Here is a 13529-nt window from a genome sequence, read left to right as displayed (position 1 = left end):
TTTTCCTCTCTTCCTTTTTATGATCTACGTAACAAGACTTTCGCAAAGTAATTTCCTAAATTTTGAGCTATCTGTACGAGAATAATAAGTAACACGACCGTTACGAACATAACTGATGTATCAAAACGTTGATAACCATATGTCATTGCTAAATCACCAAGACCGCCACCACCGACAAGCCCAGCAACTGCAGAAAATTCAATTAAACCAACTGTCATAAATGTGACACCTAAGATTAATGGTGCTAACGCTTCTGGTACAAGGATTTCAAAAACAATTCTAATTGGCGAGGCGCCCATTGCTTGCGCTGCTTCAATTACTCCTTTCGGAACGGAAACAAGGTTTGTTTCAACCATTCTAGCAATACCAATTGATGCGACTAACGTCATCGGGAAAATTGCCGCTGCTGTTCCAATCGTCGTTCCGATAACACTTCTTGTTAGTGGACTTAAGGCTACTAAAAAGATAATGAATGGTACCGGACGAATTGTATTAATTATGATGTTAAGAATAGAAAAGACCCATTTATTTTCTAAAAAGTTTCCTTTTCTCGTTACATATAAAAGTAAACCTAGAGGTATACCAAGAATTGTAGCAAATATAAGGGTTACAATTACCATTAAGAGGGTATCCCCCGTCGCATCTAGTATGCGCGGCCAAAATATACTCCAATCAACTCGCATGAGCTTCTACCTCCTTCAGCTGCACTTGCAGTCTTAGATGTTGTAATGCTTTTTGAATTTCCCTCTGCTCACCTTGCAACTCTACAAGAAGATTTCCAAATAGCACATTTTGAAGTTCAATAATATTTCCGTACAGTACATTTACATCGACGTTATAGTTTTTTGCGATATATGATAGTACCGGCTGTCCTGTCTCCTCACCAGTAAATGTTAGACGATAAATTTGACCACCATTTTGAATTTTCGCTAGAACACTTTCCGGTAAATGATCATTAATGACAGAACGTACAAAGTTTTGAGTCGTCTTTGTTTTTGGTTGCGTGAAAACATCAAACAGTTTTCCTTCTTCAATAACTTTTCCCTTCTCCATTACAGCTACACGGTGACAAATTTCTTTCACAACATGCATTTCATGTGTAATAAGAAGAATTGTTAAATTGTATTCTCTATTTACTTTCTTTAATAAGTTTAGAATTTCTGTCGTTGTTTCTGGATCTAAGGCTGATGTTGCCTCATCACATATAAGAATATCTGGCGATGTCGCAAGTGCTCTAGCAATGCCCACACGCTGCTTTTGTCCACCTGATAGCTGCTCTGGGTAATAGTTTGCTTTATCTTCTAACCCTACAAACTTCAGCAGTTCATTTACTCTTTCTTTTATCTCATTCTTTGGTACTTTCGCTAACTTTAATGGATAAGCAATATTTCCAAATACTGTTCTTGAATTAAATAAATTAAAACTTTGGAAAATCATTCCAATTCTTTGTCTCAGTTTACGTAATTCTTTCGTCGATAATGATGTAATATCTTTATCATCTATTGAAATCGTTCCTGCCGTCGGTCTCTCTAACATATTTACTAAGCGTAATAACGTACTCTTTCCAGCGCCACTAAAACCAATAATGCCAAAAATTTCGCCTTTCTCAACTGATAATGTTACATCCTCCACCGCATGAACAGATTGCCCAGCTGATTCATACACTTTACTTACATTGTTAAAAGAAATCATTTTTTCCCCTCCTATATGCTGTAAAAACTTGAAGTAGAGCTTTCGAGGTAAAATAAAAAGTGCTCTCCTTCTTATCAACCATAAAGATAAGAAGGAGAGCACTTATATGTACTCGTTCACATCTTCTCATCTTCCAAGCCTTTATATGGCTTGCTGGAGTTAGCACGGTATTAAAAAAACCCGTTGCTGAGGTATCGTAGGGCCAGTCCCTCCACCTCTCTGGATAAGAATGTATCGATTTAATTGTCGTTTAATTAATTCTCATTATAGAACTCAGAATAATAAGAGTCAATACATTTTTTAGAAAAATATTAATTATTCCTTTATTAAAATTTTCAGATGAAAATTCATGAGAAAATAGTAACTTTCAAGGTTATTTAAAATTCTTCTTCCTCATATTTTTAAACAGGAGAATCTTCTCTACGAATTGAATAAATTTATTTGAATATGAAACTCGGAGGAAGATAAATATATGAAAACAGCTCTTTTACTCATCGATATTCAAAACGATTATTTTCCAAATGGAAAGATGGAATTGCGTAATCCAGTAGAAGCAAGCGAATATGCTAATCAGTTATTACAACACTTTAGAACAAACAGCGAACCTATTTTTCATATCCAACACGTAGCTATAAAAGATGACGCTACTTTTTTCCTACCTAATACAGAAGGTGTACATATTCACGAAAGCGTACGTCCACTTAGAGAAGAAACAGTTATAGTCAAACATTATCCAAATAGCTTCCGAGAAACTAATCTTCTAGAGCAATTAAAACGTTTAAATATTGAACATGTCGTTGTATGTGGGATGATGACTCATATGTGTATCGATGCTACAGTAAGGGCTGCATTCGATTTTGGCTTTCAATGTACCGTTATACATGATGCTTGTGCTACAAAAGACCTGTCTTTTAAGAACGCTACTATACCAGCTGTTTACATTCACAATACAATTTTAGCTAGTTTAAATGGCGTATATGCAAATGTAATAAGCACGCAAGAATTTTTAGCTACATAAAAAAACACTCCTTTCAGTGAGCAAAACCGAAAGGAGTGTTCCTTGTCGAACCATAGATTTTCTTTCAAATTGTATTATACAGGAAATTCTCAAAATGAATACTAAAAAATATGACTAATAAGTCAACTTTTCTCATCATTTTATTTCTGTTCACATGTTTATCCCGCTATTAATAGGTTTTAGCTCATTCCCTTCGAACGATGGTAATATATAGGATTTCAATTTTAAAAGGAGCTCTTCACATTCTGTGAAGAGCTCCTCTACTATTTCTTATAAAGTTTCAGAAGTAGTTTTTGCTTGCATGTGAAGTGCTAAGTAATCAGGTCCACCAGCTTTAGAGTCTGTACCAGACATGTTAAAGCCACCGAATGGTTGGTAACCTACGATTGCACCAGTACATCCACGGTTGAAGTATAAGTTACCAACGTGGAAGTCTTCGCGTGCTTTTTCAATATGGTCACGGTTGTTAGTAATAACAGCACCTGTTAAACCGTATTCCGTATTATTTGCAATTGCAAGTGCATGATCGAAGTCTTTCGCTTTACAGAATGCTACTACTGGTCCGAAGATTTCTTCTTTCATTAAGCGAGCATCTTCTGCAACGTCAGCAACGATTGTTGGTTGGATGAACCAACCTTTAGAATCGTCTCCTTCGCCACCTGCTAAGATTCTACCTTCTTCTTTACCAATTGCAACATAGCTCATTACTTTATCGAATGCAGCTTGGTCATTAACAGGACCCATGTTTGTACCTAATACTGCTGGGTTAGCAACTGTTAATTCTTTTGTTAATTCAACAGCACGATTTAATACATGATCATATACATCTTCATGGATTACTGCACGAGAACATGCAGAACATTTTTGTCCTGAGAATCCGAATGCTGATGCAACGATAGACTTAGCTGCTAATTCAAGATCTGCTTCTTTATCAACAACGATTGTATCTTTACCGCCCATTTCAGCGATAACGCGTTTTAACCAAATTTGTCCTGGGTTTACTTTCGCTGCACGCTCATAGATGCGGATACCTACATCACGAGATCCCGTGAAGCTTACGAAACGTGTACGAGGATGATCTACTAAGTAGTCACCAACTTCAGAACCGTTACCTGGAACGAAGTTTACTACGCCAGCTGGTAAGCCAGCTTCTTCTAATACTTCCATAAATTTCGCTGCTACTACAGGAGTTGTACTAGCTGGTTTTAGTAATACTGTGTTACCAGAAACTAAAGCAGCTGTTGTCATACCTGCCATAATTGCGAATGGGAAGTTCCAAGGAGAAATGATAACACCTACTCCTAATGGAATGTAAGAGAAACGATTATATTCAATTGGACGGCTTTCTACTGGAATACCGTCTTTTAATTTTAACATTTGACGACCATAATATTCCATAAAGTCGATTGCTTCTGCTGTATCAGCATCTGCCTCATTCCATGGCTTACCTGCTTCTTTTACAAGAATAGCAGAGAATTCATGTTTTCTGCGACGAACGATTGCTGCAGCACGGAATAAAATGTCTGCACGCATTTCTGGCTTTGATTTTCTCCAAGTTTGGAATGTTTCATCCGCTACTTGCATTGCTTTTTCAGCTAACTCACGGCTTGCTTTTGAAACACGACCAACAAGTTCCTCTTTATTTGCAGGGTTTACAGAAACAATTTTGTCTTCTGTAGTGATTTTTTCTCCCCCAATAATTAATGGATAGTCTTGTCCAAGATAAGATTCTACTTTCTTTAAACCTTCTTCAAACGCTAATTTGTTAGCCTCCACTGAAAAATCTGTAAATGGCTCATGTTTGTATGCTACTACCATTTTTTTTAGCCTCCCCTTAGAAAAACGTTTACATTTTACAACATTATTCTACACGATAATTTAGATTTATTCAAATATTCCTAGACTTATATTTTAAAAATTAATAAATTTTTAAAATATAATAAAAAAAAGAGATTCATACATGCGTATGAATCTACAAAATATGAGTATATTCCAAAACATTTTTCCCGATCAATAATATAGTAACTAATAAAAACAAAGTCCTTACATATCCAACACCTTTTTGAACCGCAAACTTCGATCCAAAATAAGCACCTAAGATCATTGATAATCCCATGATAATACCGTATTCAAAATGAATTATATCTAAAAATAAAAAAGTAATTAAAGATACAATATTACTAACAAAGTTCAAAAGTTTTCCAGATGCTGCCGCTTGAATAAAATCCAAGCCAATTAATAAAAATGCAAAAATTAAAAACGACCCTGTCCCTGGTCCAAAAAATCCATCATAAAATCCTATCATTAAAATAGCAAAGAAAAATATTAATGTTTTTCTTTGCGTCATCTTCTTATAGGTAGACACACTTCCCCAATTCTTTTTTGCAATAATATAAATAGCAATAAATACCAACATTACAAGTACTAATGGGCGTAAAATATCCGGTGGAATAAATTTTACTACTAAAGCACCTGCAACAGCTCCAACAATAGTTAACGGGATTAACTTTCCTACAATTTTAAAATCAACTTTTCCTGATCGAATAAAATACATCGCACTCGTAAACGTCCCCATTGTTGCCGCTAATTTATTCGTTGCAATTGCCGAAGCTGGCGATAAGCCAACAAACATAAGCGCAGGAAGCGAAATTAACCCTCCTCCTCCAACAACGGAATCAATAAAAGCTGCTAAAAAACCGAATGCAATTAATAAAATAATGACTTGAAAACTTAATTCTTCCATGAGCTTTACCCCTTACCCCTATTTTTTACAACATTTTAAATTATAACAAAATTACATAAGAAAAAAAGCTGTTCCATAGAGGAACAGCCTTCATATTTAATCTAAAATCTTCACAAGTGGTTCATCTTGTTTTGCTTCACGTATAATAATAGCTTCTGGGCGTTCTACAGATTTAATCGTTACTTGTACTTTCATATAATTCGGGAAGTATTCCATAACAAGCCCTGCCACATATTGTGTAAAACCAACTATTTCAGCTTTTCCATTAAACTGGACAGGAATATCAAGCTTCATTTCTCTTAATTCATCATCTCTATACATACCAGTACCAATAACAGCTGTATAGTCGCCTTGGAAATAATCGCTTAGTTTTGCCTTAAAGTTGGATACTCTTGCAAGGTCTTCACGTTTATTATCTGTTTTCGCTTGCTCTGATGGGAACAAATAATATTTTTCATTAATTTGTTGCCAATCTTCAACCGTTTCACTACCTTTTTCAGCATTTGCATAAGAAACAAAGTTACCTGGCACGAGCGAAGACTTTGGAGCTTGGCGATAAATCGCAAATGTTATTGGAATATTTTTGGTTTCAGGTTCTTTTTGATGTATGACTTTCAAAATTTCTTGCGCCATTTTTTTCCCTTCAGCTAACATCTTTTCATCCGGGATTGCAGCTTCACGTGGATAACCATGCTCTTCGTTAAAATATTGAACAGAATTCATTGCTAATCCAACTACCATACCAACGCGTTCCTCGCCGTTATCGCCTTTTTTCACATAATAATCATGCTCTAAAATATTTGAAATATATATTGGATTTTTTTTATTTTTCACTTCTAGTGATTCGGATCCTGTTCCTAATGCAGGGTTTAATCCTATATTAGGAAATTTAACTGCATCTTTTTTTAATTTGTCCTCTAGTTCCTTTTGTTCAGCATCTGTACGTTTTCTTTTAACAAGCATCTGTATAGTTTGAGTATCTAGAGCTTTTCCGCCTTTTAAAAAATTATCTTTCGTACTAAATGATTCTTTTGCAATTCGCATTAACCCTGTTTCAAATTCATCTATATCAAGACGACTATTTAACCCTTGCACCACTAAACCACGTGCATTTCCACCATCAAATGGAATAGTCGTCTTATAATATTCATCCGAAATAGCGTATTTTGGAACAACTGATTGTTCTTTTGCTTTCCCCGATTTCTCAGCCACTTTTTCATCTTTGTCGGCACCTGCACTACACCCACTTACAAGTAGGCCAAGGCTTAATACCGCTAATGCTATTTTTTTCATGGTAAGTTTGCACCTCTTACTTATTTAGCTCTTGTAAGAACCTCTCTTCATTCCAAACCTCAACATTATGTTTCTCCGCTTGTGCTAATTTCGAACCAGCCGCTTCACCTGCAACAACTAAATCCGTACTCTTACTAACACTTCCCGTTACTTTTCCACCTAATGCCTCAATCTTCTTCTTCGCTTCACTTCGTCCCATAACTTCTAGCTTACCTGTTAAAACAACCGTTTTTCCTGCGAAGTAAGATTCAACATTTTGTAAATCTGCAATTTTTATACCTTTGTATGTCATATTCACGCCATACTCTTTAAACTGCTGTAATAACTCTAATACATCTTCATTATCAAAATATGTCACAACAGATTGAGCCATTTTTTCGCCAATTTCATTAATTGCTTTTAGTTCTTCTTCCGTTGCTTTTACAAGCTCATCCATCGTTTCAAAGTGCTCTGCAAATGTACGTGCTGCTTTCGCTCCAACGTGGCGAATTCCAAGACCAAATAATAATCGCTCTAACGAGTTTTCTTTAGAATTTTCAATTGCTTGTATTAAGTTTGTCGCTGATTTTTCACCAAAACGTTCTAACTGTAATAATTGCTCTTTCGTCAATGCATATAAATCAGCAAATGTACGAATGTAATCAGCATCAAAGAGTTGTGTAATGACACGTTCTCCAAGTCCATCAATATTCATTGCATTTCTTGAAACGAAATGGATTAACCCTTCTCGAATTTGAGCAGGACAAGTTGGATTTATACAACGAAGTGCTACTTCTTCTTCTAAACGAACAAGTTCACTCTCACATGCTGGACAATGAGTTGGCATGCGGTATTCTTCTTCCTCACCAGTACGCTTATCAAAAATAACGTTCACAACTTCAGGAATAATATCTCCAGCCTTCTTCACAACAACGTAGTCACCAATTCGAATGTCTTTTTCACGAATTAAATCCTCGTTATGTAAAGAAGCACGACGAACAATCGTACCAGCAACTCTCACTGGCTCTAGTTCTGCAGTCGGTGTTACAACTCCTGTTCGGCCAACACTTAATTCAATGCCTGTTAATCTCGTTACAACTTCTTCAGCCGGGAATTTATAAGCAATCGCCCATCTTGGACTCTTCGCTGTAGTTCCTAGACTTTCTTGAAGGGCAACATCATCTACTTTTATAACGATTCCATCAATCTCATAATCAAGATGCGGACGTTTTTCTTGCCATTCTTCTACATAAGCTATAACTTCTTCAATTGTTTCACATGTACGGCGATTTGGATTTGTCTTAAATCCAAGTTCACCTAAGAAATCAAGCGATTCACTATGTGATGGAATTGTTTTTTCTTCTACATTCGCAAGACCATACACAAACATAGATAAGTTACGCTTCGCTGCAATTTTCGGATCAAGTTGACGTATTGAACCTGCTGCTGCATTACGCGGATTCGCAAATACATCTTCTCCATTTTGCTCTTTTTCTTCATTTAGTTTAACGAATGAACGCTTCGGCATATAAGCTTCGCCTCGTGCTTCTAACGTTACTTCTTCATTTAAACGAAGTGGGATAGCTTTAATCGTTTTTAAATTTTGAGTAATATCTTCACCCGTTACACCATCACCACGTGTCGCCCCTTGAATGAAGCGTCCTTTTTCATAATGAAGCGAAACGGCAAGCCCGTCAATTTTTAATTCACATATATATCTTACATTCGCACCATCAATTCCTTGACGTACTCTTCTGTCGAAATCACGTAAATCTCCTTCGTTAAATGCATTTCCTAAACTTAACATTGGTGACTTATGTGTTACTTTTTCAAATATATCAAGAACAGTCCCCCCAACGCGAACGGAGGGAGAATCTTCACTCATAAACTCTGGGTTCTCTGCTTCTAATTTTATAAGCTCCTGCATATTACGGTCATATTCCGCATCAGAAACAGAAGGATTGTCTAATACGTGATATTGATAGTTAAATGTATTTAATAAATCACGCAGTTCTTCTATACGTTTTTTTGCTATCTCTTTTGACATATCCTCATTCCTTTCTATTGTTTCGTCACAGGTGCAAATTTTGCTAACAAACGTTTAACACCAATTGGGCTTGGGAATGCAATATCTAATTCTTTTGCATCACCTTCACCTTTTACACTTACAACTGTACCGACTCCCCATTTTTGGTGGGAAGCTTTATCTCCTACTGCCCAGCCAATTTGTTCGCCGCCTGTCGTCTTAGCTGCAGGGCGCGCGAAAGCTGAACGAGAGCGTGTTGTCGTTGTGATTGTCGTTTTGCCGCTACTTGCCGTTCTGCCTTTTGCACCAAACGATGTTTCACGCTTTGGCGCTGTTTCATTTAATGATTCCACTAGTTCTGTCGGGATTTCTGTAATGAATCGAGACGCAGCGTTCATACTTGTTCTACCAAATAAAGTACGCATTTGCGCGTTAGATAAATATAGCTCTTCTTCTGCACGGGTAATACCTACATAAGCAAGACGACGTTCTTCTTGCATTTCATCCTCTTCCATAAGAGAACGAGTATGAGGGAATATCCCCTCCTCTAAGCCAACAATAAAGACAACCGGGAACTCTAATCCTTTCGCTGAGTGCATCGTCATTAAAATAACTTCTTCACCAGCAGTTGGGTCTTCATCTACACGATCAATATCAGCAACAAGTGCTAAATCTGTTAAGAATGCAACAAGGCTCTTATCTTCGCTTTGAGATTCAAATGTTTGCGTAACAGATAAGAACTCGTCTAAGTTTTCTAAACGACCTTCCGCTTCTAAAGAACGTTCATTTTTCAACATATCGCGATAGCCTGTTTTTTCAATAACTTCTTCTACTAATTCTGTAACAGATAAATACTCTTGCATATTTACCCAGTTATTTAATAAATTCGCAAATTCTTTTACTGCCTTTGTAATTTTTGCACTTACTCCAACATGCTCAATTTCATCAAATACAGCAGTTAATGAAATTCCGTTTTGCACACCGTAATTAATAATTTTATCGATAGAAGTCGCACCAATACCACGCTTTGGCATGTTAATAATACGTGCAAAACTAATTTCATCATCTGGATTACCGATTAAACGTAAGTACGCCAAAATATCTTTAATCTCTTTACGATCGTAGAACTTCGTACCTCCGACAATTTTGTACGGAATGTTAGATTTAAGGAAAATCTCCTCGACCATACGAGACTGAGCATTCGTACGATATAACACTGCAAAATCAGTATATTTTCGTTTCCCCATTTGAATATCGTCACGAATTTTTTTCGCAACAAAATACGCTTCGTCCTTTTCAGTTGCAGCACGATAATACGAGATTTTACTTCCAACTTGATTGTCTGTCCATAATTTCTTCGGCTTACGATTCGTATTTTTTTCAATAACAGCATTCGCTGCATTTAAAATATTTTGTGACGAACGATAGTTTTGTTCTAACAAAATTACTTGTGCATTCTCATAGTCTTTTTCGAACGACAAAATGTTAGAAATATCTGCACCACGCCAGCGATAAATAGACTGGTCAGAGTCACCTACAACGCAAAGATTTTTAAAACGCGCTGCCAAATGTTTAACAAGAAGATATTGCGCTTTGTTCGTATCTTGATACTCATCAACGTGAATATATTGGAACTTACGCTGATAAAACTCTAATACTTCTGGAACACGTTCAAATAACTGAATCGTGGTCATAATTAAATCATCAAAGTCTAATGAATTATTTTTCAAAAGACGTTTTTGATACTCTGTGTATACATCGCTCGTTAATTTTTCATATGGATCAGCCATTGTAATTTTTTTTGCATATTTATCCGCAGATAACAGTTCATTTTTCGCATTACTAATACCCGCTAAAATAGAGCGCGGCTCAAATTTCTTCGGATCAATATTGCGCTCTTTCATAATTTTTTTGACTACAGTTAGCTGATCGCCTGAATCTAAGATTGTAAAGTTACGATTAATACCAATACGATCGATATCCCGTCGTAAAATACGTACACACATAGAGTGGAACGTCGAAATCCAAATATCTTCTGCTTCTGGTCCCACAAGTGTATCAATACGCTCACGCATTTCACGAGCTGCTTTATTTGTGAAGGTAATAGCTAGTACATTCCATGGTGCTACACCTTTTTCACCAAGTAAATACGCAATACGATGTGTTAACACACGTGTCTTACCACTACCTGCACCTGCCATTAATAGAAGTGGTCCATTCGTTGTTTGTACTGCTTTTTGTTGCTGTGGATTTAAACCGTTTAATAACTTATCTGTCATACTCATATACGCCTGCACCTACTCTCCTTTTACTGCTTTAACTGTTTTTAACGCCGATTTTATATCATCATAAATAATATTTCCAACAACTACTGTATCAGCATATTGTGCCATTTCTTTCGCCTGTTCTGCATTAGAAATACCACCGCCATAATATAACTTAGCTTGTTTCAATTCTGCTTTTACATTTTTAACAAGTTCAACATCTCCATACGTACCGCTATATTCTAAATAAAATATCGGTAAACGTAATAGCTTGTCTGCTAAACGAGCATATGCAATAACGTCATCTTCTGTTACATCACATTTCGCTTCTGTAAGCTGGGCTACTTTCGCTTCTGGATTTAAAACACAATACCCTTCCATAAAAATTTCGTCCCAGTCCATAATATCCCCAAATTCTTTCAATGCCTCATGATGAACACCTGTTACCCATTCTACTTTTCGGCTATTTAAAACACTTGGGATGTAATAAAAATCAAATCCTGGTGTAATTGCTTCTACATCAGAAACCTCTAATACACAAGGAACTGCATATCTACGAATGCTAACTAGCATGTGTAATACGTTATCAATTGTAACTCCATCACTTCCGCCTACAATAACCGCATCAGTTCCAGACTCACAAATCATTTCTAAATGTTCATCGCTTAACTCCTTATTTGGATCAAGCTTAAATACATGTTTCCATCCGGAAATATCGTACATGAAAACACCCTTCCTTTTCTCTAGTTATATATATTTCTGTTCAAAATAACAGTTTATTTTCATCATTATTGTTTTAACTTCATCTTAAATATTTGTTTAAAACGGAGAATTAAGTTTGGAATTACCTCTTCCATATTTTTTAAACTAGAGGATTTAATTTTGAAGTTCCTTTTATGCATTCTTTCATTATAACAAAAAAAGTTACTTACACACACGCACATTCCAACATCTTTTTCCACGTCAAATGTTGGATTACATATCCCAAAAATCAAACGGGATACTAATAAAAGAAATAGTATTATCTATTTCAACTTTCATAAAAAGGAGTGTTTTTCTAATGAAGCAAAATATCGGGACAATAAACGCTCTAATTCGAATTACACTTGGGCTCGTCCTCTTCGGATGTAGTGCAACTAAACTTGTACGCAAGCCGTGGTGCACTTGGTCTAACATTTTTCTATGGATTGGTGCAATGAAAGTTGCAGAAGGAATTGTTCGTTTCTGCCCTGTTGTTGAAATGTGGAAATTCGGAAAATACATGAACATGGGGGCATTTAAAATGCCTAGCATGAATTTTGCTGAAAAAGGACATGCTAAAGAAGAAGTGAATCAAACTTCCACTCATGACAAGCCAGAGTCAAAAGGAAGTTATGACGCTTCTGACAAAGAGATTGAGTCAGCGATTGAAGATATAATCCTGGCAAAACCGCTTTGAATCATTTGTCACGATGTAAGATGCTCTCAAAGGGACTTAGCTGCTGCAGTGGGCGGTTAAGTCTTCTTTATTTTACCATAAAACAGAACGTATATTCTCTTTTTGAACCTTAAAATGTATATAAAAGATATCAACCAATAAAATTCAGAAAATTAGATGCATACCTCTTGCTTAAAATGATATAAAAGTGATATCATTTTTATATCAGGAGGCGATCATATGAAAGAAAAACAAGTATTTTATGTAAATGGTTTTCTCGGTATTATTGGAATTTTGATTTTAGCTGCTATCGGTGTATTTTTCCTTGCACAAGAAATTTTCATAGGAGCGGCACTAACTATTATATTAGCCGCAGTTCTCGCTACAGGTATCGGTATTGTTCAACCGAATCAAGCAAAGGTTATTACGTTCTTCGGTAATTATTTAGGAACAATTCGTCAAAACGGTTTATTTTTAACGATTCCGTTCGCATTCCGTCAAACTGTATCTTTACGTGTTGAAAACTTTAACAGTAAAAAATTAAAAGTAAATGACGTTGATGGAAATCCAATTGAAATTGCAGCTGTTATCGTATATAAAGTTGTTGATTCTGCAAAAGCAATGTTTGGTGTTGAACATTATGATCGATTTGTAGAAATTCAAAGCGAAACGGCAATCCGCCATGTTGCAACAAAATATCCTTATGACAATTTCCAAGATGAAACCTGCGTTACGTTACGCGGAAATACTGAAGAAATCTCTGAAGAATTAAAACGTGAGTTAGAGGCGCGTCTTGAAATTGCTGGTGTAGAAGTATTAGAAACTCGTTTAACGCACTTAGCTTACGCAACAGAAATTGCCCATGCAATGCTACAACGCCAGCAAGCAAAAGCAGTATTAGCTGCTAGAAAAGAAATTGTTGAAGGTGCTGTGAAGATGGCGAAAGATTCCATCCATATGTTAGATGAAGAAGGCGTACTAGAACTCGATGACGAGCGTAAAGCAAATATGGTAAACAACTTATTAGTTGCCATCGTTTCAGATAAAGGTGCGCAGCCAGTTATTAATACAGGAAGCCTATACTAAGGGCTATAAGT

The 13529-nt window shown here is 36.2% G+C and carries 10 protein-coding genes, 1 pseudogene and 1 riboswitch; of the genes and pseudogenes, 3 read left to right on the top strand and 8 right to left on the bottom strand.

The window, feature by feature from the left end; all coding sequences use genetic code 11:
* Positions 1–17 precede the first annotated feature (17 nt).
* Together ACX9TM_RS01870 and ACX9TM_RS01865 are read right to left on the bottom strand one after the other, a co-directional pair.
* Complete coding sequence (locus ACX9TM_RS01870; protein WP_001261865.1) at positions 18–683, bottom strand: methionine ABC transporter permease; 666 nt, start codon at positions 681–683, stop codon at positions 18–20.
* Positions 673–1692, bottom strand: coding sequence for a methionine ABC transporter ATP-binding protein (locus tag ACX9TM_RS01865; protein WP_000622969.1), 1020 nt, complete (start codon positions 1690–1692; stop codon positions 673–675). The genes ACX9TM_RS01870 and ACX9TM_RS01865 overlap by 11 nt, the downstream gene beginning before the upstream one ends.
* A 123-nt stretch (positions 1693–1815) precedes the next feature.
* Positions 1816–1922, bottom strand: a riboswitch (SAM riboswitch).
* A gap of 242 nt (positions 1923–2164) precedes the next feature.
* Here ACX9TM_RS01865 and ACX9TM_RS01860 point away from each other — a divergent pair.
* Positions 2165–2730, top strand: a pseudogene (locus ACX9TM_RS01860) (cysteine hydrolase family protein).
* A 250-nt stretch (positions 2731–2980) separates the two neighbouring features.
* On the opposite strand, the gene pruA reads toward ACX9TM_RS01860, so the two are convergent.
* The 6 genes from pruA to pcrB all read right to left on the bottom strand — a co-directional run bounded on the left by pruA (position 2981) and on the right by pcrB (position 11738).
* Positions 2981–4528, bottom strand: a complete 1548-nt coding sequence (pruA, locus tag ACX9TM_RS01855) for an L-glutamate gamma-semialdehyde dehydrogenase (protein WP_000259555.1) — start codon at positions 4526–4528, stop codon at positions 2981–2983.
* Between the two features lie 154 nt (positions 4529–4682).
* Positions 4683–5453 (bottom strand): TSUP family transporter, encoded by a 771-nt coding sequence (locus tag ACX9TM_RS01850; protein WP_000391974.1) that lies wholly within the window; start codon positions 5451–5453, stop codon positions 4683–4685.
* Positions 5454–5549: 96 nt separating this feature from the next.
* Positions 5550–6746 (bottom strand): CamS family sex pheromone protein, encoded by a 1197-nt coding sequence (locus ACX9TM_RS01845; protein WP_000717030.1) that lies wholly within the window; start codon positions 6744–6746, stop codon positions 5550–5552.
* Positions 6747–6762: 16 nt separating this feature from the next.
* Positions 6763–8772, bottom strand: a complete 2010-nt coding sequence (ligA, locus tag ACX9TM_RS01840; RefSeq protein WP_000031450.1) for an NAD-dependent DNA ligase LigA — start codon at positions 8770–8772, stop codon at positions 6763–6765.
* A 14-nt stretch (positions 8773–8786) separates the two neighbouring features.
* Positions 8787–11036 (bottom strand): DNA helicase PcrA, encoded by a 2250-nt coding sequence (pcrA, locus tag ACX9TM_RS01835; RefSeq protein WP_033695235.1) that lies wholly within the window; start codon positions 11034–11036, stop codon positions 8787–8789.
* A 12-nt stretch (positions 11037–11048) separates the two neighbouring features.
* Complete coding sequence (pcrB, locus tag ACX9TM_RS01830) at positions 11049–11738, bottom strand: heptaprenylglyceryl phosphate synthase (protein ID WP_000272103.1); 690 nt, start codon at positions 11736–11738, stop codon at positions 11049–11051.
* A gap of 337 nt (positions 11739–12075) precedes the next feature.
* Here pcrB and ACX9TM_RS01825 point away from each other — a divergent pair, with 337 nt between their 5' ends.
* Both ACX9TM_RS01825 and ACX9TM_RS01820 read left to right on the top strand, forming a co-directional pair.
* Entirely contained in the window at positions 12076–12453 is a 378-nt protein-coding gene (locus tag ACX9TM_RS01825; protein WP_000812345.1) for a YgaP family membrane protein, read from the top strand.
* Between the two features lie 219 nt (positions 12454–12672).
* Positions 12673–13518 carry an SPFH domain-containing protein gene (locus tag ACX9TM_RS01820; RefSeq protein ID WP_000660669.1) on the top strand — a complete coding sequence of 282 codons (846 nt, stop codon included), beginning with the start codon at positions 12673–12675 and terminating at the stop codon, positions 13516–13518.
* The last annotated feature ends 11 nt before the right edge of the window (positions 13519–13529 follow it).

The organism is Bacillus sp. LH1, from assembly GCF_057924895.1.
The sequence above is the reverse complement of the archived record's forward strand: the minus strand, read 5'-3'. Positions and strand labels throughout refer to the sequence as shown.

Bases quoted from the DNA above. Each gene is read 5' to 3' on its own strand.
- ACX9TM_RS01870 (WP_001261865.1), bottom strand. From the start codon at position 683: ATGCGAGTTGATTGGAGTATATTTTGGCCGCGCATACTAGATGCGACG.
- ACX9TM_RS01865 (WP_000622969.1), bottom strand. From the start codon at position 1,692: ATGATTTCTTTTAACAATGTAAGTAAAGTGTATGAATCAGCTGGGCAA.
- pruA (WP_000259555.1), bottom strand. From the start codon at position 4,528: ATGGTAGTAGCATACAAACATGAGCCATTTACAGATTTTTCAGTGGAG.
- ACX9TM_RS01850 (WP_000391974.1), bottom strand. From the start codon at position 5,453: ATGGAAGAATTAAGTTTTCAAGTCATTATTTTATTAATTGCATTCGGT.
- ACX9TM_RS01845 (WP_000717030.1), bottom strand. From the start codon at position 6,746: ATGAAAAAAATAGCATTAGCGGTATTAAGCCTTGGCCTACTTGTAAGT.
- ligA (WP_000031450.1), bottom strand. From the start codon at position 8,772: ATGTCAAAAGAGATAGCAAAAAAACGTATAGAAGAACTGCGTGATTTA.
- pcrA (WP_033695235.1), bottom strand. From the start codon at position 11,036: ATGAGTATGACAGATAAGTTATTAAACGGTTTAAATCCACAGCAACAA.
- pcrB (WP_000272103.1), bottom strand. From the start codon at position 11,738: ATGTACGATATTTCCGGATGGAAACATGTATTTAAGCTTGATCCAAAT.
- ACX9TM_RS01825 (WP_000812345.1), top strand. From the start codon at position 12,076: ATGAAGCAAAATATCGGGACAATAAACGCTCTAATTCGAATTACACTT.
- ACX9TM_RS01820 (WP_000660669.1), top strand. From the start codon at position 12,673: ATGAAAGAAAAACAAGTATTTTATGTAAATGGTTTTCTCGGTATTATT.